Here is a 22,683-nt window from a genome sequence, read left to right as displayed (position 1 = left end):
CACGGCACGGCACGGCACGGCACGGCACGGCACGGCACGGCACGGCACGGCACGGCCAATTATTGTTCGCGGCCTTCGTCGCAGCCAGGGAATCAAAGCGATCTGCCCGTGATCACCCGTCCGCACCGCCATCACGCCCCAGACATCACCGCCACCCGGCCCACAAAAAAAGACGACGGCCGTAGCCGTCGTCTTTCGTTCGCCACCTGGCCGCGCGCGAAGCGCGGCAGAGCGATCACTTCACGCCGTGCATCAACTTCTGCACCAGCGGCGCAATCAGGAACAACAGCACGCCCGCGCCCACCAAGGCGTAGAAGCCGAAGGTGTAGCCGCTCAAGGCCGAGGTCGTGGTCATGCCGCCTTCGCCGCTGACCACGCCGGCGAAGATGCCCGACAGGTTGTTGCCGATGCCGGTCGAGAGGAACCAGCCGCCCATGCCGAAACCGACCAGGCGCATCGGCGCCAGCTTGGTCACCATCGACAAGCCGATCGGCGACAGGCACAGCTCGCCGACGGACTGGATCACGTAGACCATGAACAAGGTCCAGAACGGAATCTTGCCGGCGTCGTTGACCAGGCCCGACAAGGCGAACATCAACAGCGCGAACGCCAGGCCGTTGAAGATCAGGCCGAGGCCGAACTTGCGCGGAATCGACGGATTGGCCGAACCCATCTTGACCCAGATCAGGGCGATGATCGGTGCCAGGGTGATGATCGCCAGCGAGTTCACCGACTGGAACCAGGCGTTCGGGAACAGGAAGTCGCCGAGCTGGCGGTCGACGATCTTGTCGGCGAGGAAGGTGAAGGAACTGCCGGCCTGCTCGAAGAACATCCAGAACAGGATGTTGAAGGTGAAGATGATCAGCATCGCGATCACTTTGTCGCGTTGCACCTTGCCCTCGCGGAAGCCCTCGACCAGCAACAGGGCGCACAGGGCGATGAACATCGCCAGCAGCACCCACTGCAGGGTGGTCGCGCCGACGGCAAGCAGGAAGTACACCACCGGGATCGCGGCCAAGGCGCCGAGGAACACGTACAGCACCTTCTGTTTGCCGGCGCTGTCGGACGGCGGGCGGCCGATGCCTTCGAGCTGACGGCGACCGAACCAGAACCACACCAGGCTGGCGATCATGCCCAGGCCCGAGGCGATGAACACCATCTTGTAGACGGGCATGGCCGCGGTACCGAACACCTTTTCGGCGAGCAGGCCGGTCAGGATCGGCGAGATGAAGGCGCCGGCGTTGATGCCCATGTAGAAGATGGTGAAGCCCGAGTCGCGGCGGCCGTCGCTGACGCTGTAGAGCTTGCCGACCATGGTCGAGATGTTCGGCTTGAACAGACCGTTGCCGACCACGATCGTGGCCAGGCCGAGCTTGAACACCTGGTCGTTCGGGATCGCGATCAGGAACAGGCCGGTGGCCATGATGACCGCGCCGAGCAGGATCGAGCGTTGATAGCCGAGCACCCGGTCGGCGATGTAGCCGCCGAAGATCGCCGCGGCATAGACCAGGGCCAGGTAGGCGCCGTAGATGCGGTTGGCAGGCGCTTCGCCGGCGGCGTCGCCGCCGTGGAACTGGGCCACGATGTACAGCACCAGCGCCCAGCGGATGCCGTAGAACGCGAAGCGCTCCCAGAACTCGGTCATGAACAGCATCCACAAGGGCTTGGGATGCCCCAGCATTTGCTTGAACTCGGGTATGGGCGCCTGGCCCTGGGTCGGTATCGCGGCTCCGCTCATGCGGTGTCCCCTGTCGTGTCGAAACTGAATGAAAATCCCACGCCAACGGCACGGGTCGGGGAGATTTACCGGCCTGGACCGGTCCCGTCAAACCTTTATTCCACGCATTGCGCTTTGTTGCGACGCAACAATCACGCTTACAAACCCATGAACGGGGGAGAATTTTGCGCGATGCGGCGGTTGGAGGTGCCGGTTTGCGGCGATCCGGGCTCCCTGGGAGACCCAGACTGGGCGCCCCGGCGCGGTGTTGCCGGCGCAGTTAGTGTGAGTTCGCGGTCACGGCTCGCGACCGCAGGCACTCCAACAGGACACCGCTCCAACCCGGAAGCTGCAGCACGGCGAGCCCGGCCGAACTCCAATCGCCACGAGAACCTTCAGCCGTCATCCCCGCGCAGGCGGGGATCCAGAGACCTCAAACGTTGCGGCACGAGAGCCCTGGATCCCCGCCTGCGCAGGAATGACAGCGGGATTCACCGACAGTCGCCTGGTCATTCCAGTGACTCCGCCGTCGACGCATCCAGCGAGGCGGTCGCGGCTTGCGGCCGCGGAAAATCCGGCAGGACGCTGCTCCTATCCTTTAACAGCGCCCACTCGATACGGAGCGGTATCGAAACCCTGCAGCCTCAGGTCCCGGCGCCGTAGCCGTCGGCGGGGCCGATGGTGGTGCGCACCTCGAACAGCTCCGGGAAGAAGGTCAGTTCCAGCGCCTGCTTGAGGAAGCCCACGCCGCTGGAGCCGCCGGTGCCGCGCTTGAAGCCGATGATGCGCATGACCGTGCGCATATGGCGGAAGCGCCACAGCTGGAACTGGGTTTCCAGATCGACCAGGTCCTCGCACAGGGCGTACTCGCGCCAGTACAGGTCGGTGTTCTCGTAGATGCGCTCGAACACCGGCTGCAGCGCCGGGTCGCTGACGTGCGGCTGGCGCCAGTCGCGGTCCAGATGGATCGCCGGGATCGGGTGGCCGAAGCGCGACAGATACATCAGGAACTCGTCGTACAGGCTCGGCGCCGACAGCGCCTTCTCCAGCGAGACCTGGCCCTGCGGGTCGTGCGCGAACACCCGCAGCATGGCTTCGTTCTTGTTGCCGAGCATGAACTCGATGGTGCGGTACTGCAGCGACTGGAAACCCGACGACGGCCCCAGGGTTTCGCGGAAGCCCATGTATTCCGACGGCGTCAGCGTCTCCAGCACCGACCACTGCTCGGTGAGCTGGCGCAACACCTGCTTGCAACGCGCGAGGACTTTCTGGCATTGCCAGACCTGGTCGTGGCGCAGATGCTCGAGCGCGGCGCTCAGCTCGTGGATGATCAGCTTCATCCACAGCTCCGAGACCTGGTGCTGGATGATGAACAGCATCTCGTCGTGGTGGGCCGGGTCCGACAGCGCGCGCTGCGCCGACAACAACCGGTCGAGTTGCAGATAGCCGCCGTAGCTGATGCGTCCGGACAGGTCGGTATGGATACCGGCTTCCAGTTCGCGCTGGTTTTTCTCGACGGACATCGGCGGCACTCACGGCAGGGGCGCAAAGCGTAACGCATCGCCTGCGCCGGGGTCGGCTTTCGTAATTGCAGCAGGCAGTTACGTCTCCCCGTCGCGGCCTGTGCGACGCCTAAAACGCACAATAACCGGGCCTGCCAAGCACGTCCCGCAGGCGCATTCTCGAGGGGAATCCATGCACAAACTCGCAAGCCGCGCTCTCGCGGCCGGCATCGCTTTGGCTTTGGCCGGCGCAGCCGAGGCACAGGTGGTCATTTCTCAGGTCTACGGCGGTGCCGGCCAGAGCGGCGCACGCTATAGCGCCGACTTCGTCGAACTGCACAACAACGGCAGCGTCGCGGTCGACCTCAACGGTTGGAACCTGCATTACGCGCCGGCCAACGGCGCCTATGGCTGGCAACGCACGCCGTTGAGCGGCGTCATCGCGCCCGGCGGTTACTTCCTGATCCGCCAACGCGTTTCGATCGGCTCGACTGCGCTGACTAGCTACGATCTGAGCGGCAACGTCTCGCTCAACCACCTCAACGGCAAGCTGGCACTGGTCGATCACTCCAGTCCGATCGTCGTCTCCTGCCCGACCGGTTCGATGGACTTCGTCGGTTACGGCAGCATCGACTGCGCCGAAGGTTCGGCGCCGGCGCCGGCCGGCGGCCTCGTCACCGCGCAACTGCGCAGGGACGGCGGTTGCGTCGACACCCAGGCCAACTCGGTCGATTTCAGTCTCGGCGCGCCAACCCCGCGCAACCGCAACTCGGCGAGGCGAATTTGTCCGGCCGGCCCGCCGCCGCGCCTGTCGGCGAACGACGTGACCCAAACCGAAGGACAGGATGGCATCGCGCCGTTCGTGTTCCGGCTCAAGCTCGATCGTCCCGCCGGCCCCGGCGGGGTCAGCTGGAGCGTTTTCAGCAACGGCCAGGGCAGTGCAACGCCGGACCAGGACTACCTGCCCATCGATCTGCGCGGCACCATTGCCGCCGGCCAGACCGAGACCAGCTTCGCCTTGCCGGTCAGGGGCGACCGGTTGACCGAGAGCGACGAAACCGTCGCCCTTCAGATCAAAGTCCATTCCGGCGCGGTCACCGCCAACGGCGACTACCTCAACGTCCAGGCGACCATCGTCAACGACGATCCGCAACAGCCGCCGCCGCGTGTATCCCTGCACACGAACGCACTTAACGAGGGAGACGCCGACATCGCGCCGTTCCCGATCGAACTGCGCCTGGACCGTCCCGCCGGCAGCGACGGCGTGCGGGTCCGGCTGAGTTCGGTCGACGGCGGCTCGGCGACGAGCCACGAGGACTATCTGCCGTTCGAGTACGAAGCGGTGATCGGCCCGGGCCAGGATCGCGCCCACGTCAGCTTCGGGGTGCGCGGCGACACGCGTTACGAAGGCGACGAGACGGTCAGGATCAAAGGACAAATCCTGTCCGGCGCGATCGCCGACAACGGCGGCGTCGACCTCGAAGGCCTGGTCACCATCGTCGACGACGATCTGCGGGTGGTGCCGATCGCGGCCGTACAGGGCCGCGAGGCGGTCTCGCCGTTGCGCGGCGAATTCGTTTCGGTCGAAGGCATCGTCACGGCGCTGAGCGACGACGGTTTCTATCTGCAGAGCGAGGAGTTCGAAAGCGACGGCGATCCGCAGACCTCGCAGGGTCTGTTCGTGCAGACCGGCCATCGCCCCGATTCGAAGTGGCGCGGTTTGCGCGTGCGTGCGGCCGGCACGGTGACGGAGTTGTCCGACAGCGGCAATCACCCGCTACGCGGCACGATGACGGCGATCGCGGGCTCGCCGGCGATCGCCCTGCTGACGACTTCGCCGCGCCCTCTGCCGCCGGCGCCGTTGCTGCCCTGGCAGCCGTTCTACGGCGCGCCCGACTACGAAGCCTTCGAAGGCATGCGCGTGGGCTTGCCGGAGGTGCGCGTGGTCGGTCCGACCGGTGGCAGCTTCGATGCGATGCAAGAACGTACCCGCAGCGACGGCCGCTTTCATGTCGCGCTCGGTCCCTACGATCAGCCGGCGCCGATGCGCGAGCCGGGCACGCGCTACCCGCCGATCTTCCACGGCCAGCCGCAGGATTGGCTGCCGCGTTGGGACGGCAATCCCGAGGCGATCGGTGTCGACAGCGATGCCGATGGCCACGCACCGCTCGATGTCGCGATCGACACCCGCATCGATGGGATCATCGGTCCGCTCGATCAGCGCAGCGGGCGCTACACCGTAGCCCTGCAGCACGATGCGCAGTTGCTCGTGCGCGAATCGTTGCAGGCGCCGCCGCGCATCGAGCCGGGCGACCCGCAGCAGCGTCAGACCGCGGTGGTCAGCTACGACCTCGGCGATCTCTACGACGAGTACAGCCCGCCCAACTCGGGTCAGCCGACCACGCCGATGCCGGCGTTGGAACGCCGCCTCGGCAAAATCTCGCGCAGCCTGCGCGAGAACCTGCTGATGCCGGACCTGGTCGCGATCGCCGGCATCGAGAACGAAGCCCTGCTGCAGCGCCTGGCCGAACGCATCAACCGCGATGCGACCGCGTCGGGCAACGGCAACCCGCAGTACCGCGCCATCGCCCTGCCCAACGTCGATCCGATCAAGCCGCATATCGGTCTGCTCGCGCGCAGCGAACAGGTCGGCAGTTGGGGTTCGCGGGTGATCGTCGAACGCGTCGTCCAGATCGGCCGCGATGCACTGCTGCCGAATAGCGCCGGCCCTTCGCCGTTGTTGTTCGATCAAGCGCCGCTGAGCGTCGATGCCACCACCCAGTCCATCGACGGCCACCGTTTCCGCCAGCGTTTGCTGCTGGTGCAACTGGCGCCGATGGCCGACAGCGACGCCGACACGCCACAGGCCGAACGCCAGCGCGATCGCCGGCACCTGCAAGCCGAGTTCATCGCCGGCTGGGTGCGGCAGCAGCAGGACGAACCCGATGCGCCACCGCTGTTGGTGCTGGGCCGCTTCGACGCGCATGCGTTCAACGACGGTTTGGTCGATCCGGTCGGCACCTTGACCGGCCGTCCGACCGAAGGCGTGAGCACGATGGTGCTGGGCGACGGCGTCGACCGTTTCGATCCGGATCTGCTCAACCTCACCGCGACCGAGCCAGGATCGGAACGCTATTCCTCGATCGACGAAGGCAGCCGCCAGGAGCTGCAGCACGCCTTCGCCGACGAGCGCCTGGTCGGCGCCACCGACCGGATCGAGGTCCAGCGCCTGCGCAGCAATGCCGGCTATCCGGCGGTGCTGCGCGATGCGGAAGGCGTGCCGATGCGCGCCGGCGACGTCGACCCTCTGCACCTGCGGCTGGTGCCCCGCACGCGGGCCGATCTGTCGGTCTGGGCCGGGCCCATGAACGGCGGTGAGACGCTGGAGGCCGGCCGCCCCCTGGAGCTGTCGGTATCGGTCGACAACGCCGGTCCGGACTGGGCGCGCCAGGTCGGCCTCGGCCTGGCCTTGTCCGGGGCCTGGCCGAACCTGGAGGTCAGCGCGGTCGCGCCGGGCTGGCGCTGTGGAGTGCCGGTGGTCGAGGGCGACCACACCAGCCTCGCCTGCACCGGCGAACAGGTCGACAGCAGCGGCCATGTCTCGCAGTGGTTCCATCTGCGCGCCGCTACCGACGCCTCGATGGCCGGGCGCACGGTCGAGCTCGCCGCCTCGGTGACGTCCCCGTCGGCCGATCCGGACCCGGCCGATAACGCCGCGCGGACCACGCTGCGGATCCTCGCCCCCGGCGGCGCGCCTCAGCCCTGAGTCGCCTCGCCCGCCCCCGGCGCAAGCCGGGGGCTTCGACGCCGTCCGGGCCGTCCCGGGCGGCGCCGAGACCCGCCGGAGCCCGCCGAGAGTGACCCAGGTCGCGATTTTCCGGGCCGTCATGCCCTTGCAACGCCAAAAAGTGAGCATTGATGCACAATCCCCTCTGTCTGCTTCCGGGGGGATCCAGGCGTCCACATGGGGAAAAACATGGATAAGTTAGGGGGCCGCCTGTTGGCGGCGGTATTGGCCTTTGCGGCGGCCGGTTCGGCGCAGGCGCAAGTGGTCATCAGTCAGGTTTACGGCGGCGGCGGCAATTCCGGCGCCACGCTGAAAAGCGATTTCATCGAGTTGCACAACAACGGCAGCACCGCCGTCGATCTCAGCGGCTGGAGCGTGCAGTACGCCTCCAGCGCCGGCACCACCTGGCAGCGCACCGCACTCAGCGGCAGCCTCGCGCCAGGCGCTTATTACCTGGTCAAGCAGGCCGACGGCACCGGTGGCTCGGTCGATCTGCCGACGCCCGATACGGTCGGCACGATCCCGATGGCGGCCGGCGCCGGCAAGGTCGCGCTGGTCAACAACACCACCACGCTGAGCGGCAGTTGCCCGCTCGGCAACGTCGACTTCGTCGGCTACGGCACCGCCGCCAATTGCGCCGAAGGCAGCCAGCCGACCGCGACGATCAGCGCCGTGCTCGCCGCGGTGCGCGCCGGCAAGGGCTGCACCGACAGCAACGTCAACGGTGCCGATTTCGATACCGCCGCACCGGCGCCGCGCAACCGCGCCAGCGTCGCGTTCTCCTGCGCCGGCGCCAACCTGCCGGTGCTCAGCATCGCCGACGTCACCCAGATCGAGTCCTCTCCGGACTTCCGTTTCACCGTGAGCCTGTCGGAAGCGGCCGGCCCGGGCGGCGTCAGCGTGTCCTACGCCACCGCCGACGGCACCGCGACCGGCGGCGACGACTACTCCTCGATCGCCGGCACGCTGACGATTCCGGAAGGCGCCAGCTCGGCGACCATCGTGATCCACGTCACCGTCGACGACGCGAACGAGAACGACGAGACCTTCTTCGTCCGCCTCAGCGCTCCGGTCGGCGCCAACCTCGGCGATGCCGAAGCGATCGGCACCATCGTCACCGATGAAGTCGAGCTGACCCCGATCCATGCTATCCAGGGCAATGGCGCGCAATCGCCGCTGCTCGGCCAGCGCGTCTACACCACCGGCATCGTCACCGGCCGCAAGAGCAACGGCTTCTTCCTGCAGACGCCGGACAGCCAGATCGATGCCGATCCGGCCACCTCCGAAGGCGTGTTCGTGTTCGTCGGCAGTGCGCCGCCGGCCATCGCCGCCGTCGGCAACGTCGTGCGCGTCAACGCCAGCGTGATCGAGTTCGTGCCCGGCGCGGACCCCGGCCAGGCGCCGCTCACCGAGCTCGGCAATGCCCCGCAGGTGGTGCTGATCTCGGTGCCGCCGGTGATCGGTCCGAGCACCTTGCCCGCCGCGATCGCGCTGAACCCGACCTTCCCGGATCCGTCCGGCGGTCTCGACCAGCTCGAACGCCTCGAAGGCATGCGCGTGACCATCCCGAGCGCGACCGTGGTCTCGCCGACCCAGGGCTCGAAGAACGAAACCAATGCCACCGGCAGCGGTAACGGCATCTTCAACGTCGTGGTCACCGGCGTGGCGCGTCCGTTCCGCGAACCCGGCATCCAGGCGCCGGACAGCGCTCCGGGCGGCGGCAGCATTCCGCCGATCCCGCGTTGGGACTTCAACCCCGAGCTGATCACCGTCGACAGCGACGCGATCGGCGGCACTGCGTTCAACCTGTCCAGCGGCACCGTGCTGACCAACCTGACCGGCCCGCTCGACTACGGCTTCCGCCGCTACACGATCCTGCGCGATCCGAATGCACTGACCACGATCACCCAGGAACGCCAACCGACCGCGGCCCGTCTGCCGGACATGAGCGAGTTCACCGTCGCGGCCTACAACGTCGAGCGTTTCTTCGACGCCGCCAACGACCCGGCGATCGGCGAACCGGTGCTGACGCCGGACGCGTATGCCCGCCGTCTCAACAAGATCTCGCTCGGCATCGGTTACCTGCAGCGTCCGGACATCCTCGGCCTGGTCGAAGTGGAGAACATCAGCGCCGCTCAGGACATCGCCGCGCGCGTCAACGCCGACGCGGTGGCCGCCGGCCTTCCCGATCCGAAGTACGTCGCTTATCTGCTGGAAGGCAACGACATCGGCGGCATCGATGTCGGTTATCTGATCAAGACCGCCGACATCGCCGCCGGCACCGCCCGCGTCGAAGTGCTGTCGGTGACCCAGGCCGGCAAGACCGCGACCTGGACCCAGCCGGACGGCAACAGCGCCCTGCTCAACGATCGTCCGCCGCTGGTGCTCGAAGCGGTGGTCCACAACGGCGACGGACGCAGCTTCCCGATCACCGTGATCCTGGTGCACCAGCGCTCGCTGATCGACAGCGAACTCGACACCGACGCCGGCCATCGCGTGCGCATGAAGCGCCAGGCCCAGGCGGTGTTCCTCGCCGACTTCATCCAGCAGCGCCAGTTGGCCAATCCGGCCGAACGCATCGTCACCCTCGGCGACTTCAACGCGTTCGAGTTCAACGACGGCCTCGTCGATGTGATCAACACCGTCGCCGGCACGCCGACGCCGGACGATCAGACCGCGGTGCCCGGCGACGGCGCCGACCTGGTCGAGCCGAACCTGAGCAACCTCGGCGAACTGGCCACGCCGGATCAGCGTTACTCCTACACCTTCGGCGGCAATGCGCAGACCATCGACCAGGTCCTGGCCAACCAGGCCCTGATCGCCGCGGCGACCGGCCTCAAGCTGGATCACGCGCGCATCAACGCCGACTTCCCGGAGATCAACCGCAGCCTCGGCGATTCGCCGTCGCGCCTGTCCGACCACGACCCGGTCATCACCTACATCGACTTCCGCCGCCGCGCGGATCTCGCGGTGACCGCTTCGACCTCGACCGCCTCGGTGCGCGTCGGCCAGCCGGTGAACTTCAGCGTCGCGCTGAACAACGCCGGCCCCGAGCAAGCCGACTACCCCGGCATCGGCTTCGCCATCAACGCCGAACTGCCGGCCTTGAGCGTGGTCGCCCCGGCCGGCTGGAGCTGCGATGCCCCGGCCGTGGTCGACGGTTCGACCAGCGTCGCCTGTAACCGCACCAGCATGGCCAACGGCGAAACGGCGACGTTCGCGCTCTCGGCCGTCGCCAGCGAAGCGATGATCGGCAAGACCACCACCCTGGCGGTCGCGGCGCAGTCGCAGTCGCTGGACCCGGTGCCGGGCAACGACGGCGCCAGCGTCAGCATCGAAACCACCGCGCGCGCCGACCTGGCCATCGACGTCGACGGCCCGCGCGCCCTGCGTGGCGGCCAGAGCGGCCAGTTCGCCGTCACCGTGCGCAACCGCGGCGGCGACGTCGCGGTGCTGCCGAGCCTGAACCTGTACGGCGATGCGCCGGCAGGCAACGTCTCGATCGCCGCACCGAGCGGCTGGACCTGCACCGTCGCCGCGCACGGCAACGGCTTCGAAGCGACCTGCAACGGCACCCGACTGGCGGCGCGTAGCGAACAGCGTTTCGACTTCGTCATCGTCGCACCGCGTCCGCGCCTGTGGGACCGCAGCCTGACCCTGCTCGGCTTCGCCGCATCGGCAGTGGAAGATCCGAATCCGTTCAACGACTTCGCCCTGCACCACGTCCAACTCGCCGGACCGTGGTGGTGGTAAGTCTGCGGGCGGCGCAATGCCGCCCCGCGTGATTCGATCGGCAACACAAAAGCGCGGCTCCGGCCGCGCTTTTTTTTTGCCCGGCGTTTGCGCTCGCGATGAACTCGGTCGGCATCGCCGGAAGCACGCAGGCCAGCGACACGCGTGCAAGGCCCGACGGCTTTGCCGGAATGGGCGTCTGCGCGAACGACCGCCGCAAGCGCGCGGCACACTCCGTACTGCGCCGTTTCGTGCGCCAACCGGCACGCAAAGTCGTGAACGCCATCGCGGCGCGCGTCTGGCCGCGGTCGACGTTGCGTTTCCGCAACCCACAGCGGCGCGCGCGACCGATGCCTCGCCGATGCGAGCCGCCGCGAGCACGGCAGGCACGCAAGTACGCACCCGGCAACGGAAAAACGCCGCCGGCCGCGCCTGCGGCGATGCCGATCCGAACGCCGAAATCCCCGCGCGCCGCACACGGCGAGTGCGACGCCTAGCCGGTTTCGCCTCGCAATGCATGTCGCAGCGCGCAACGGCGCTTAACAAGCGTTTCGGTATCATCCGCGCCATGACGCAGTGCCCGGCCCGCCGGGCGCCGCGGCTTTAGCCCGGCCCGGAATCCTCTCGTTCGCACGGAGAATCCGGACCCAGCCAGTCTGAAGCTGACCAGCGCGCCCGGCACTGGATCCGGGACCGGAATGATTCGGACCTCATCCCTATTCTGTGAGGACCTTCCCCCGATGACCGTCGCCGCGACGTTCGAAATCGAGTATCTCCAATACCTCGGCGCAGACGGTCGACCCGTCGCCGAGATTCCGGCCGCGTTCAAGGACGCCAACACGCTGCTGCCGTTGTTCAAGCAAATGCTGTTCGTGCGCACCTTCGACACCAAGGCCATCGCCCTGCAGCGCACCGGCAAGCTCGGCACCTACGCCGCCTGCCTGGGCCACGAAGCCACCCATGTCGGCATCGGCGCATCGATGTTGCCCGACGACGTGTTCGCACCGAGCTATCGCGAGTACGGCGCGCAGTTCATGCGCGGCGTGCAACCGCGCGAAGTGCTGATGTACTGGGGCGGCGACGAACGCGGCAACGACTTCGCCGGTCCGCGCAAGGACTTCGCCTGGTCGGTGCCGATCTCGACCCAATGCCTGCACGCCGCCGGCGCCGCGCTCGCCTTCAAGCTGCGCAAGGAAACCAATCTCGCGGTCGCCTGCTGCGGCGACGGCGGTTCGTCCAAGACCGACTTCTACGCCGCGCTGAATTCGGCCGGCGCCTACCAGCTGCCGTTGATCCTGTGCGTGATCAACAACGGTTGGGCGATCTCGGTGCCGCGTTCGGCCCAGACCGGCGCCAAGACCCTGGCCCAGAAGGGCCTGGCCGGCGGCCTGCACTGCTTGCAGGTCGACGGCAACGACCTGATCGCGGTGCTCGAAGGCATGCGCCGCGCCGCCGAACTGGCGCGCAGCGGCCAAGGCGGCAGCGTGATCGAGTTCATGACCTACCGCCTGCACGACCACACCACCGCCGACGACGCGCGCCGTTACCGCGACGAGGCCGAGGTCAAGGACGCGTGGACGCGCGATCCGATGCCGCGCCTGCGCACTTATCTGACCGCGCAGGGCGTGTGGAACGAAGAACTCGAAAAAGCCTGGGCCGAGGAATGCGGCAAGAAGGTCGACGTCGAGATCAACGCCTATCTGGAAACCCCGGTGCAACCGGTCGAAGCCATGTTCGATTACCTCTACGCCGACATGCCGGCGGACCTGCTCGCCCAACGCGCCGCCGTACTCGCTCTGGAGGGCCGTCGATGAACGTCGCCACCAAGACCACCGTCGATACCGCCCAGCCGGTCGCCACGCCCGCCGCGATCACCCTGATCGAAGCGATCACTCAAGCGCTCGCCTATGAGATGCGCCACGACGACAGCGTGCTGGTGCTCGGCGAAGACGTCGGCGTCAACGGCGGCGTATTCCGCGCCACCGCCGGCCTGCAGCAGGTGTTCGGCCCGGAACGCGTGCTGGATACGCCGCTCGACGAAACCACCATCGCCGGCCTCACCGTCGGCCTGGCCGCGCAGGGCATGAAGCCGGTCGCCGAAGCCCAGTTCGACGGCTTCGTTTATCCGATGCTCGATCACATCATCTGCCACGCCGCGCGCTTCCGTCACCGCACCCGCGGCCGCCTGACCTGCCCGATGGTGCTGCGCGTGCCGTGGGGCGGCGGCATCCGCGCGCCGGAACACCACAGCGAAGCCAACGAAGCACTGTTCACCAACGTGCCGGGCCTGCGCGTGGTGCTGCCGTCGTCGCCGGCGCGCGCCTACGGTCTATTGCTCGCCGCGATCCGCGATCCGGACCCGGTGATCTTCTACGAACCCAAGCGCATCTACCGCCAGTACAAGGAAGTCGTCGCCGACGACGGCGAAGCCCTGCCGCTGGACGTGTGCTACGTGCTGCGCGACGGCACCGACATCACCCTGGTCACCTGGGGCGCGCAGGTCAAGGAAGCGCTGGAAGCGGCCGACAAGCTCGCCGGCGAAGGCATCAGCGCCGAAGTCATCGACGTCGCCACGCTCAAGCCGCTGGACTTCGCCACCATCGCCGAGTCGGTCAGCAAGACCGGCCGTTGCGTGATCGTGCACGAGGCGCCCAAGACCGCCGGCTTCGGCGCCGAGATCGCCGCGCGCCTGGCCGAGGAGTCGATGTACGACCTGCTCGCGCCGGTCGAACGCGTCACCGGCTACGACACCCACATCCCGCTGTTCCGTCTGGAGATGAAGTACCTGCCGAGCGTCGACAAGATCGTCGCTGCGGCCAAGCGCGCGATGGCCAACGGCTGACGCGCGCGCTTCGACACGACGGGCTCCCACGATCGCATCGTCCGGTCGCCGACCGGCGATGCGCAGCATGCAAGACGAAGGCCGAGTGCGGGCCTTCGTTCATCACCCTCTCAGAGAACGAGTCATGAGCGATACCAAGACCTTCCTGCTCCCCGACCTCGGCGAAGGCCTGCCCGACGCGACCATCGTCGAATGGTCGGTCAAGGTCGGCGACACCGTCCGTCTCGACGACACCCTGGTGTCGATGGAAACCGCCAAGGCCGTGGTCGAAGTGCCCTCGCCCGTGTCGGGCAAGGTGCTCAAGCTCGCCGGCGCCGCCGGCGATGTGATCGTCACCGGCACCATGCTGGCCGAGTTCGAGATCGACCCGAACCTGCCGCAGCGCGCCGACGGTCAGGACACCGGCCATCACCACGGCGGCGGCCATGCGCCGGCGCCGCAGGCAGAACCCGCTCCGGCGGCGGCCAAGCCCGCCGAAGCCGCCGAGCGCGCCGACAGCGGTACCGTGGTCGGTGCGATGCAGTCCTCCGATGCGGTGCGCAGCGAGCAGGCGGTCGCGGTCGGCGGCGTTAAAGCGATGCCGGCGGTGCGCGCGCTGGCGCGCAAGCTCGGCGTCGATCTGAGCCGCGTACGCGCCACCGGCGCCGACGGCGTAGTGACCATGGACGACGTCAAGCGCGCCTCCGCCGACGGCAGCGCGCAAGCCGGCGCCGCGCCGGTGCAGCGCGCGGCCGATCGCGCACCCGCGCCCGCCGCGGCACCGGCTGCGGTCGCCGCACCGGTACGCAGTGCGCTGTCGGCCTCGGGCCGGCCGATGCGCACCCAGCCGCCGGGCGTTGCCGTCACCGGTCAGCCCGAGCAGCTCAAGGGCGTGCGCCGCAACATGGCGCGGGTGATGGCCGATGCGCACAGCAAGGTCGTGCCGACCACGCTCGCCGACGACGCCGACATCAACGCCTGGCAGCCCGGCAACGACATCACCGGCCGCCTGGTGCGCGCGATCGTCGTCGCCTGCAAGACCGTGCCCGCGCTCAACGCCTGGTTCGACGGCGACAAGCTCACCCGCACCCTGCATCCGCAGGTCGACATCGGCATCGCCGTCGACACCGACGACGGCCTGTTCGTGCCGGCGCTGCGCAATGCCGACGTGCTCGATTCGCGCGGCGTGCGCGAGGCGATCAACCGCCTGCGTGCGCAGGTCGAGGACCGCAGCATTCCGGCTTCGGAACTCAGCGGTTACACCATCTCGCTGTCGAACTTCGGCATGTTCGCCGGCCGTTACGCGACGCCGGTGGTGGTGCCGCCGACGGTGGCGATCGTCGCCGCCGGCAAGGGCCGTCACCAGATGACCCCGGTGATGGGCGGCTTCGAATCGCACAAGGTGATTCCGCTGTCGCTGACCTTCGATCACCGCGCCTGCACCGGCGGCGAAGCAGCGCGCTTCCTCAAGGCGATGATCGACGACCTCGCGCGTCCGAACTGAGTCCGAGCGAAAGACACCGCTCCCGCATCGCGCGGGAGCGGTTCGGGCCACCGCAAGCCCTGCGATCGACCGCCACGGCGCCGACCATGCGCCGTACTCGCGGATCGGGCCTCGCCTTCGCCGCGAGTGCCGCCCACGGCGATCCTGACCCGCTTCGGGTCGTATGCGCCCCATCTTGCCCCCTACCGCGCCTCGGGGCCGCCGTCGTTGCCGCCCGCCCGCGTTCCTTCCGGGCCCTGGCCGAAACCCTCATTCCGCAACCGCGATAGCCATCACGCTCGCGGCTTCGATTGCGTTTAGGAATAAATAATTCCCTAAATCAATTAATCAGGAATCGCGCTAGCGTCGGCCCGCAATCCCGGCGCCGGGCGCCCGTTTCGGACCCCCGGCCCACCCTTCCCGTCCTCATCGACAGTCGAGAGGTTCCAGAATGAAGCGTTCCCTGCGCACGATGCTGTCGTGCATTTCAGTCGTGGCGTTCGGCCTGATCGCGCCGACCGCCAACGCCGCCCGGCCGGCCTTCCAGATGCCCTTCCCCTGCGGCCAGACCTGGTACGGCGATACCTACCCCGGCCACGGCCTGCGCTATGCGGTCGACCTCAACCACAAGCCGCGCCCGCTCAGCGACGCAGACCTCGGCTCGACCGTGGTCGCCTCCGCCGGCGGCACCGCGCACACCTACAACCCGCATCCCGGCACCGGCTACGGCCGCCTAGTGGTGATCGACCACGGCGGCGGCTGGCAGACCTACTACGCCCACCTCAACAGCATCTCGGTCGGTAACGGCGCCAGCGTGTCGCAAGGGCAGAAGATCGGCACGCTCGGCAAGACCACGCGCCCCGGCAACAGCATCTCCGCGCACCTGCACTACGAACAGCGCCTCAACGGCGACGACCAGAAGATCGTCTGGAACGGCGCGACCATCGTCTACGACCAGTACGAAGTGGCCTACAAGAGCCGCAACAGCTGCAGCGCCGGCGGCGCCACCGGCACGGTCAAGACCAGCGGCTCGCCGCTCAACGTACGCTCCGGCCCGGGCACCGGCTACAGCATCGTCGGCTCGCTCGCCAACGGCGCCAGCGTCACCATCCGCTGCCAGAAGACCGGCGAATCGGTAAGCGGCACGTACGGCACCAGCAATCTGTGGAACAACATCGGCGCCAGCGGCAGCAACCGCTATATTCCGGATGCCTACACCTACACCGGTTCCGACGGCCGCGTCGCACCGGATTGTTGATCGGGCGATAAACGCAACGGGGCGGCGGCGAGGCCTCCGTCCCGCTGCCCCCCTTTCCGCTTCGCATCGAGGACGCCGATGACGCACGCCCACTCTCCGCCGACATGGACCGCACGGCTGGGCATGGCGCTGCTGACGTCCGCGCTGATCGGAGGCTTGGTCGGCGCGGCGATCACCCGCTGCTCGATGACGCCTGCGACGCCGCAGGGCCGCGACGGCGCCACGACATCGCCCGCCCCGGGCCGCAGCGGTAAGCAGCCGCTGCACTCGGCCCTGGCCGACGCCCTGGCCAGCGACGGCTCGCGCAGCCGCGGCGCCGACGACCTCGACCGCAATATCCGCCGCGCCGGGCAGGACCCGGGCTATCTGCGCGAACTGCTGCGCCGCTACAGCTTCGAGACCGATCTCGATCGGCGCGGCGCCTTGCTCGCGATCCTGCAGGGCGTGGCCAGCGACGAGGTGCTGCAACTCGGACGGCAACTCGCCGGCAACCCCGACCCGGACACGCGTCGCAGCGGACTGGCCCTGCTCAAAGCATTTCCGCTCGATGTGGCCGCAGTGCGCGACACGCTGGCGCGGCAGTTGCGCGACGAACGCGACCCGGCCCTGCTGAAGGAAAGCATCGACATGCTGGCGCCCGCCGTCGTGGCCAGCGAAGACGCCGCGCCCTTGCTCGAACGCCTCGCCGCCCTGCGCGGCCATGCCGATGCCGAGGTGCGTGCCAGCGCCGTGTTGCAATCGGTGCGCTGGAACAAACGCGGCGACGACGCAGCCATCCTCGAACCCGCCCTGCTCGATCCGGACATCGCCGTGCGCCGCGCCGCCATCGCCGGCATCGAAGCTTCCGGCGCGCGTTCGGATGGGCTCAAGATCGCCTTGCTCGATATCGCCGGCGACGCCCGGGCCGAATCGGACCTGCGCCGCTCGGCCGCGTTCGCCTTGCAGAACTTCGCCCTCGATCGCGACGAGTACGCGCTGTACCGCGATGCGCTCGCCGCGCTCGCACGCGCCGACGGTGCGGGCCCGGGATTGCCGCTGCATTGAATCGCGGTGGTGCGATGCGACGCGGTATCGCATCGTAGCCGGCACTTCCCCGTCCGCGTTCGGCGCGGCAATCTGCAGGCCGGTCTACCATCCACGGAGCACTGCCATGGCCCATCGCAGCCGCCTGGCCGGATTCATCATCGATTGCGAAACCGGCGACCTCGATGTCGCCGCGAATTTCTGGAGCGGCGCGCTAGGTTTGGCCCGGGTCGAAACCTACGACGACGACGGCGCGCAATACGCCCAACTCGCCAACGGCCCCGCCGAGCTGCACATCGAAGTGCAGAAAGTCGCACACCCCTCGCGCGTGCACCTGGACATCGAAAGCGACGATCTCGACGCCGAAGCCGCGCGCCTGGAAACGCTCGGCGCCAAGCGCATCGCCTTCGTCAAACGCTGGTGGGTGATGGAAGCGCCGACCGGCCACCGTTTCTGCATCGTGCGCATGAAGCATCCCGAACAGGGCGCGCCGCCGAACGTCTGGGACTGACGCCGGCATCGCGCCGCGCCGCGGCGAGCTCAACGGCATCGACTACAAGATGGTCGCGGCCGCTGGATTTCGCCCGGCATAAAGCCTGATCGGCGCGATCGAACACTGGCTCGGGGCGGTCGCGTTCGGGCCGGCCGGATGCGGTTCAGCCCGTCGCGTCGACCGTCGTGACCGAGCGCTCGGCCTGGCGATCGAGCCACACAGCCAGGCCCTGGGCATTGAGTTCGATGTCGACCGCGAGCCCGGCATGGATCTGCGCCTCGCTGAGCGGGCTGCCGTGGGCCAAGGCGCGCTCGGTGTACAGCGCCCTCAGCGCCTCGCTGAGGCGCGCATGACGTTCGCCGTCGGCGGCCTGCGCTTGCCCGATCCGTACCATCGCGTCGATCTGTTCGATCAACTCCGCGCCGAGCCGCTGCACGTCGCCGACGCGGCCGTAATGGGTCAGGTACACCGCTTCGGGATCGCTCGCGAGCAAGGTGCGGATCGAAGCCTTGAGCGGTTCCGGCTCGAACTGCACCGGCGAGGAAGTCGGCAGGATGAAGGGCCCGCGCACCGAATCGAATTCGCGATAGGACAGGCCGAAGGTGTCGCCGGTGAACCAACTGCGGCTGCGCTCGTCCCACACGCACAGGTGATGGCGCGCATGCCCCGGCGTGTCGACGCACAACAACGGCCGTCCGCCGAGAGGCACGATGTGGCCGTCGCGGGCGATGACCACGCGCTCGGCCGCGATCGGCACGATCTCGCCGTAGCTGCGAGCCATTTCCTCGGCGCCGTACACCGCGGTCGCACCAGCGACCAAGCGCGCCGGATCGATCATGTGCGGCGCGCCGCGCGGATGCACGACCAGGCGCGCGTTCGGCAGTTGCTGCATCAGCGCACCGGCGCCGCCGGCGTGATCGAGATGGACGTGGGTCAGGATCAACCAGTCGATATCGGCCGGCGTCAGGCCTTGCGCCGGCAAAGCGGCGAGCAGGGCCGGAATCGAATGCTGGGTGCCGCAGTCGATGAAAGCGCCGCGGCCGTTGTCGACGACGAGATACGCGGCGTCGAAGATCGGCCGCTGGAAGCCGGTGTCGATGGTGACGATGCCCAGGGATTCGCTCATGAAGGCACTGCACTGCGCTGCGGAGTCGGCGCCCAGTCTATGCGCTGTGGGCCGCGGCAACATGCGGCTTTGGTCGCAGGAGTCGGCGCCTGCCGCCCGCTCGACGCAGGCCGTGCACCAAGACCTTCAACCGCGCCCCTTCAATCGAGGAAGTCGGTCAAACGCCTCAGCCAGCGCCAACGCACCACACCGGCGATGGTCAGCGTCGCCAGGAAGACCCCGTAGCCCAGCGAGGTCGCGAAGATCTGCGGCCACATCGCGCCATAGGCATCGCCGGCGTAACGATGCGCCCAGCGGATCGCCAACACGAAGGCGCATACCGATGCGGCCAACGACACCGCATCGAACAAGCGCCGCGCGGCATTGCGCGGCTGCCGCGGGTACAACCAGAACAGCGCGCCGAGAATCGCGAACCAGGGCAAGAACAGGATCAGCGCCAGGTTGAGTTCGACGAACCGGCTCACGACGTCGCGCTGTCCTTCGCCGCCTGCGCCTCGGCTTCGGCCTGGACGATCGCGGCCAGGGCTGCGGCCACGGCATCGCGGCGCGCGTCGTCGACGGCATCGGCGGCGGCCAACAAAGCCGCGACATCGCTCTTGCCGGCCTTGAGCGCGGCGATCAACTGCCCGGCATCCTTCGGCGAGGCGAAACCGCGGCTCTGCAGCAGCACCTCATCGCCGTCGGCGAGCTTGAAATAGAACTGCCCGTCGGCTTCGCGGTACTGCTTGAACACCGGCAGGCTCGCCTTGCTCTCGGCCTTGACCGAGGCCTTCGTCGTGGTCTGCGACAAATCGCGCAAACCCACCGCCTCGCGCAGCGCCTTCATGCGCGGGCTGACGTGCTGCGCGCGCACGCGGCGGGCGCCGTCGACCAAAATCGCTTCGATGTCTTGCGGACGCGCCATCAAGGTTTCGTACTTCGCGCGCAGCGGCGCGATTTCGCCGTCGATGCGTTCGAACAGCGCCTGCTTGGCCTCGCCCCAGCCGATGCCCTCGGCGAAGGCGCGGCGCATCGCTTGCGTTTCCTCGACGCTGGCGAAGGCCTGGTAGATCTGGAACAGGGCCGAACCTTCGGTGTCCTTGGCCTCGCCCGGCGCGCGCGAATCGGTGACGATCGAATAGATCAGCTTCTTCAAAGTCTCGCGCGGCGCGAACAAGGGGATGGTGTTGTCGTAGCTTTTGCTCATCTTGCGGCCGTCCAGGCCCGGCAAAGTCGCCACGTTGTCCTCGATCAAGGCCTCGGGCAGGACGAAGTGCTCGCCGTAGAGATGATTGAAGCGCTGGCCGACGTCGCGCGCCATCTCGATGTGCTGGATCTGGTCGCGGCCGACCGGCACCTGGTTGGCGTTGAACGCCAGGATGTCGGCCGACATCAGCACCGGGTACATAAAGAGGCCGGCGGTGATCGCGGCATCGTCGTCCTCGCCTTCGGCGCGGTTCTTGTCGACCGCGGCCTTGTAGGCGTGGGCGCGATTGAGCATGCCCTTGCCGGCGACGCAGGTCAGCAACCAGGACAGTTCCGGAATCTCGACGATCTCGCTCTGGCGATAAAACCAGACCTTGGCCGGATCGAGCCCGCAGGCCAGCCACGCCGCCGCGATCTCCAGGGTCGAGCGCTGCACGCGCTCGGGCTCCTGCACCTTGATCAGCGCGTGCAGGTCGGCGAGGAAATAGAAGCTCTCCACGTCCGGGGCGAGGCTGGCGGCGATCGCCGGGCGGATAGCGCCGACGTAGTTGCCGAGGTGCGGGGTGCCGGAGGTGGTGATGCCGGTCAGGATGCGGGTCTGGGTCATTGCCGATCGTGGGTGGAACGTGGCCGGTCAGTGTACCCGCTGCCCGGCGGGGCCCGCCTCGTCCGGAGGTCCCAGCCTGAGCCGCGCATGAGCCGCGCATGAGCGGCAGCTGAGCGCGGCGCGGCGCCCCCGCTGGGGCGGCGCAACCCCATTGCCGGGCCCGGTGCGTTTGCATGCACGACCACCCAGGAGACACCGCCATGTTCCGCACCCTCGCCCTGCTCGCCGGTGCCGTGTTGACCGCCACCGCCTGCACTCCGGCCTACGGCCGTCCGCTGGTCGACCTCGCGGTGATCGACCGCGACAGCGGCGACTGGCTGCCGGCCTATCCGCACCGCGGCCAGCAGTGGATCGCCGGCACGCCCGGCCACCGCTACTCGGTGCGCCTGACCAACACCAGCGGCCAACGCGTGCTGGTCGTACTCTCGGTCGACGGCGTCAATGCGGTCAGCGGCCAGACCGCCAACCCCTCGCAGGCCGGCTACGTGCTCGATGCCTGGCAATCGACCGAGATCAACGGCTGGCGCAAATCGCTCGACGATGTCGCCCAGTTCGTCTTCACCGACCTGCCCGACAGTTACGCCGCGCGCACCGGACGCCCCGACAACGTCGGCGTGATCGGCGTGGCGGTGTTCGAGGAACGTCAGATCTATCGCGAACCGCCGCGTCCGTATCCTTATCCTTATCCCTACCCGCAGCCGCCCTACGGCCGCGACCAGGGCATGGCCGAGGCCGAACGCCGCGCCTCCAACGGCGCCGCCGCGCCGGCCGCCACCGCCTCGGCAGCGGGCAAGGCGCGCGAAGCCGCCGCCGACAGCGCCGCCGCGCAGTCCATCGGCACCGGCCACGGCGCGCGCGAATGGTCGCCGGTCTCGCAGACCGACTTCGTGCGCGCGTCGCGTTCGCCGGCCCAGGTCATCCAGTTCCGCTACGACGATTACCGCAATCTGGTCGCGCGCGGCATCGTCCCGCGTTATCGCGCGCCGTATCGCGATAACGAACCGCGCGCTTTCCCTAACGGTTTCGTCGCCGATCCGCCGCCGCGCGGCTGGTGATCGCGGCAACCGGCCCGTCACCGTAGCGCGCACAAAAAAACGGGCCGGAAAGCTCCGGCCCGTTGTTCCTCGTCGATGACGCTGCGCTGCGCTATCGATGCGCGCCGATGATCAGACGCCGTGGCGCATCGCTCAGTTCAGCGTCTTGCCGAATTCCTTCACTTCCTTTTCGGCGCGGTCGCGTTCCCAACCGTAGCGTTCCTGCAACTTGCCTGCGAGGTATTCGGAGTTGCCTTCGGCGATATCGAACACGTCGTCGGTCAGATCGCCCCACTTGGCCTGGGCCTTGCCTTTGATCTGGGTCCACTTGCCGGCAATGATGTCTTTGTTCATCGATAACACTCCTTCGTTGGGGGATTCGGATTCGGCACGACGCACGCACTTCGCAACACGTCGTTAGCTTGCCGATATCGCCGAAACAGATTCGCAGCGCAGACGTTCCGATGAGGTCACGATTGCGTTAGCCGAGGCTTGATGTCGGTGAACGGCATGAACCCTTCATTCCATTTCTGTGCGCGCGGTTGCGCTTGCACGGTTGCGCTGCACGCTTTTGCCGACATCGAGAAGACGTGGCAACGATGAATGCGTCGGCGCCGCAGCGGATGCCAAACCCCAGACGCAGAAAAGGCCGGATCGCTCCGGCCTTTTCTTTGCATCTCGTCGGGCCCTACGGCTTATTTGCCGTCGCGGACCTCTTCGGCCTTCTGCTCGACCTTCTCACCGGCCTTCTTCACGTCCTTGCCGGCACCGGCCACGGTGTTGCAAGCAGTCAGGGTGCCCATCGAGAACAGGGCCAGCAGCAACAGGGCAGTCAAACGCTTCATAAGAACTCCTTGGTCGGTTACGGATACCAGATCGGGCCGCGCACGCAGTCGCGTCCTGATTGGCATGAGA

General features: G+C 67.9%; 17 protein-coding genes. 10 read left to right on the top strand and 7 right to left on the bottom strand.

Annotated features, from left to right (window positions below; genetic code table 11):
* Window positions 1–235: 235 nt before the first annotated feature.
* Window positions 236–1,738 (bottom strand): peptide MFS transporter, encoded by a 1,503-nt coding sequence (locus tag EX88_RS0114515; RefSeq protein ID WP_031372712.1) that lies wholly within the window; start codon window positions 1,736–1,738, stop codon window positions 236–238.
* 623 nt (window positions 1,739–2,361) lie between these two features.
* On the bottom strand, window positions 2,362–3,240 hold the full coding sequence (locus EX88_RS0114510) for a tryptophan 2,3-dioxygenase (RefSeq protein ID WP_031372711.1): 879 nt from the start codon (window positions 3,238–3,240) through the stop codon (window positions 2,362–2,364).
* Window positions 3,241–3,412: 172 nt separating this feature from the next.
* Between EX88_RS0114510 and EX88_RS0114505 the strand changes: the two genes are divergently transcribed.
* The 9 genes from EX88_RS0114505 (at window position 3,413) to EX88_RS0114465 (ending at window position 17,834) form a co-directional block, all read left to right on the top strand.
* Window positions 3,413–6,985, top strand: a complete 3,573-nt coding sequence (locus tag EX88_RS0114505; RefSeq protein WP_031372710.1) for a lamin tail domain-containing protein — start codon at window positions 3,413–3,415, stop codon at window positions 6,983–6,985.
* A gap of 210 nt (window positions 6,986–7,195) precedes the next feature.
* A complete protein-coding gene (locus EX88_RS0114500; RefSeq protein ID WP_051885131.1) occupies window positions 7,196–10,759 on the top strand; it encodes a Calx-beta domain-containing protein in 3,564 nt (1,187 codons plus the stop codon).
* Between the two features lie 98 nt (window positions 10,760–10,857).
* Window positions 10,858–11,235 carry a hypothetical protein gene (locus EX88_RS0114495; protein ID WP_152566279.1) on the top strand — a complete coding sequence of 126 codons (378 nt, stop codon included), beginning with the start codon at window positions 10,858–10,860 and terminating at the stop codon, window positions 11,233–11,235.
* Window positions 11,236–11,478: 243 nt separating this feature from the next.
* Window positions 11,479–12,552 carry a pyruvate dehydrogenase (acetyl-transferring) E1 component subunit alpha gene (gene pdhA / locus EX88_RS0114490; protein WP_031372707.1) on the top strand — a complete coding sequence of 358 codons (1,074 nt, stop codon included), beginning with the start codon at window positions 11,479–11,481 and terminating at the stop codon, window positions 12,550–12,552.
* Entirely contained in the window at window positions 12,549–13,580 is a 1,032-nt protein-coding gene (locus EX88_RS0114485; protein ID WP_051885130.1) for an alpha-ketoacid dehydrogenase subunit beta, read from the top strand. Before pdhA ends, EX88_RS0114485 begins: the two co-directional genes overlap by 4 nt.
* A gap of 124 nt (window positions 13,581–13,704) precedes the next feature.
* Complete coding sequence (locus tag EX88_RS0114480; protein WP_031372705.1) at window positions 13,705–15,063, top strand: dihydrolipoamide acetyltransferase family protein; 1,359 nt, start codon at window positions 13,705–13,707, stop codon at window positions 15,061–15,063.
* A 430-nt stretch (window positions 15,064–15,493) separates the two neighbouring features.
* Entirely contained in the window at window positions 15,494–16,300 is an 807-nt protein-coding gene (locus EX88_RS0114475; RefSeq protein WP_031372704.1) for a M23 family metallopeptidase, read from the top strand.
* 78 nt (window positions 16,301–16,378) lie between these two features.
* A complete protein-coding gene (locus EX88_RS0114470) occupies window positions 16,379–17,344 on the top strand; it encodes a hypothetical protein (protein WP_152566278.1) in 966 nt (321 codons plus the stop codon).
* A 106-nt stretch (window positions 17,345–17,450) separates the two neighbouring features.
* On the top strand, window positions 17,451–17,834 hold the full coding sequence (locus EX88_RS0114465; RefSeq protein ID WP_031372702.1) for a VOC family protein: 384 nt from the start codon (window positions 17,451–17,453) through the stop codon (window positions 17,832–17,834).
* Between the two features lie 145 nt (window positions 17,835–17,979).
* On the opposite strand, the gene EX88_RS0114460 is transcribed toward EX88_RS0114465, so the two are convergent.
* The 3 genes from EX88_RS0114460 to EX88_RS0114450 all read right to left on the bottom strand — a co-directional run bounded on the left by EX88_RS0114460 (window position 17,980) and on the right by EX88_RS0114450 (window position 20,734).
* Window positions 17,980–18,942, bottom strand: a complete 963-nt coding sequence (locus EX88_RS0114460; RefSeq protein WP_051885129.1) for an MBL fold metallo-hydrolase — start codon at window positions 18,940–18,942, stop codon at window positions 17,980–17,982.
* A gap of 140 nt (window positions 18,943–19,082) precedes the next feature.
* On the bottom strand, window positions 19,083–19,406 hold the full coding sequence (locus EX88_RS0114455; RefSeq protein WP_031372700.1) for a hypothetical protein: 324 nt from the start codon (window positions 19,404–19,406) through the stop codon (window positions 19,083–19,085).
* A complete protein-coding gene (locus EX88_RS0114450) occupies window positions 19,403–20,734 on the bottom strand; it encodes a tryptophan--tRNA ligase (RefSeq protein ID WP_051885128.1) in 1,332 nt (443 codons plus the stop codon). Before EX88_RS0114450 ends, EX88_RS0114455 begins: the two co-directional genes overlap by 4 nt.
* 200 nt (window positions 20,735–20,934) lie before the next feature.
* On the opposite strand from EX88_RS0114450, the gene EX88_RS0114445 reads away from it, so the two are divergent.
* The gene (locus EX88_RS0114445; RefSeq protein ID WP_036148973.1) at window positions 20,935–21,789 is read left to right on the top strand and encodes a hypothetical protein; all 855 of its coding nucleotides are present in this window, start codon (window positions 20,935–20,937) and stop codon (window positions 21,787–21,789) included.
* Window positions 21,790–21,921: 132 nt separating this feature from the next.
* Here EX88_RS0114445 and EX88_RS0114440 read toward each other — a convergent pair whose 3' ends face one another.
* Both EX88_RS0114440 and EX88_RS0114435 read right to left on the bottom strand, forming a co-directional pair.
* Window positions 21,922–22,122 carry a CsbD family protein gene (locus EX88_RS0114440; RefSeq protein ID WP_031372697.1) on the bottom strand — a complete coding sequence of 67 codons (201 nt, stop codon included), beginning with the start codon at window positions 22,120–22,122 and terminating at the stop codon, window positions 21,922–21,924.
* Window positions 22,123–22,463: 341 nt separating this feature from the next.
* Window positions 22,464–22,613 (bottom strand): entericidin A/B family lipoprotein, encoded by a 150-nt coding sequence (locus EX88_RS0114435; RefSeq protein WP_031372696.1) that lies wholly within the window; start codon window positions 22,611–22,613, stop codon window positions 22,464–22,466.
* Between the last annotated feature and the right edge of the window lie 70 nt (window positions 22,614–22,683).

This window comes from Lysobacter antibioticus (genome assembly GCF_000731095.1).
Taxonomy (GTDB): Bacteria; Pseudomonadota; Gammaproteobacteria; order Xanthomonadales; family Xanthomonadaceae; genus Lysobacter; species Lysobacter antibioticus_B.
The sequence above is the reverse complement of the archived record's forward strand: the minus strand, read 5'-3'. Positions and strand labels throughout refer to the sequence as shown.

Coding starts and splice junctions, on each gene's coding strand:
- EX88_RS0114510 (WP_031372711.1), bottom strand. CDS start 3,240: ATGTCCGTCGAGAAAAACCAGCGCGAACTGGAAGCCGGTATCCATACC.
- pdhA (WP_031372707.1), top strand. CDS start 11,479: ATGACCGTCGCCGCGACGTTCGAAATCGAGTATCTCCAATACCTCGGC.
- EX88_RS0114470 (WP_152566278.1), top strand. CDS start 16,379: ATGACGCACGCCCACTCTCCGCCGACATGGACCGCACGGCTGGGCATG.
- EX88_RS0114440 (WP_031372697.1), bottom strand. CDS start 22,122: ATGAACAAAGACATCATTGCCGGCAAGTGGACCCAGATCAAAGGCAAG.
- EX88_RS0114475 (WP_031372704.1), top strand. CDS start 15,494: ATGAAGCGTTCCCTGCGCACGATGCTGTCGTGCATTTCAGTCGTGGCG.
- EX88_RS0114495 (WP_152566279.1), top strand. CDS start 10,858: ATGAACTCGGTCGGCATCGCCGGAAGCACGCAGGCCAGCGACACGCGT.
- EX88_RS0114465 (WP_031372702.1), top strand. CDS start 17,451: ATGGCCCATCGCAGCCGCCTGGCCGGATTCATCATCGATTGCGAAACC.
- EX88_RS0114435 (WP_031372696.1), bottom strand. CDS start 22,613: ATGAAGCGTTTGACTGCCCTGTTGCTGCTGGCCCTGTTCTCGATGGGC.
- EX88_RS0114450 (WP_051885128.1), bottom strand. CDS start 20,734: ATGACCCAGACCCGCATCCTGACCGGCATCACCACCTCCGGCACCCCG.
- EX88_RS0114460 (WP_051885129.1), bottom strand. CDS start 18,942: ATGAGCGAATCCCTGGGCATCGTCACCATCGACACCGGCTTCCAGCGG.
- EX88_RS0114445 (WP_036148973.1), top strand. CDS start 20,935: ATGTTCCGCACCCTCGCCCTGCTCGCCGGTGCCGTGTTGACCGCCACC.
- EX88_RS0114480 (WP_031372705.1), top strand. CDS start 13,705: ATGAGCGATACCAAGACCTTCCTGCTCCCCGACCTCGGCGAAGGCCTG.
- EX88_RS0114515 (WP_031372712.1), bottom strand. CDS start 1,738: ATGAGCGGAGCCGCGATACCGACCCAGGGCCAGGCGCCCATACCCGAG.
- EX88_RS0114500 (WP_051885131.1), top strand. CDS start 7,196: ATGGATAAGTTAGGGGGCCGCCTGTTGGCGGCGGTATTGGCCTTTGCG.
- EX88_RS0114505 (WP_031372710.1), top strand. CDS start 3,413: ATGCACAAACTCGCAAGCCGCGCTCTCGCGGCCGGCATCGCTTTGGCT.
- EX88_RS0114485 (WP_051885130.1), top strand. CDS start 12,549: ATGAACGTCGCCACCAAGACCACCGTCGATACCGCCCAGCCGGTCGCC.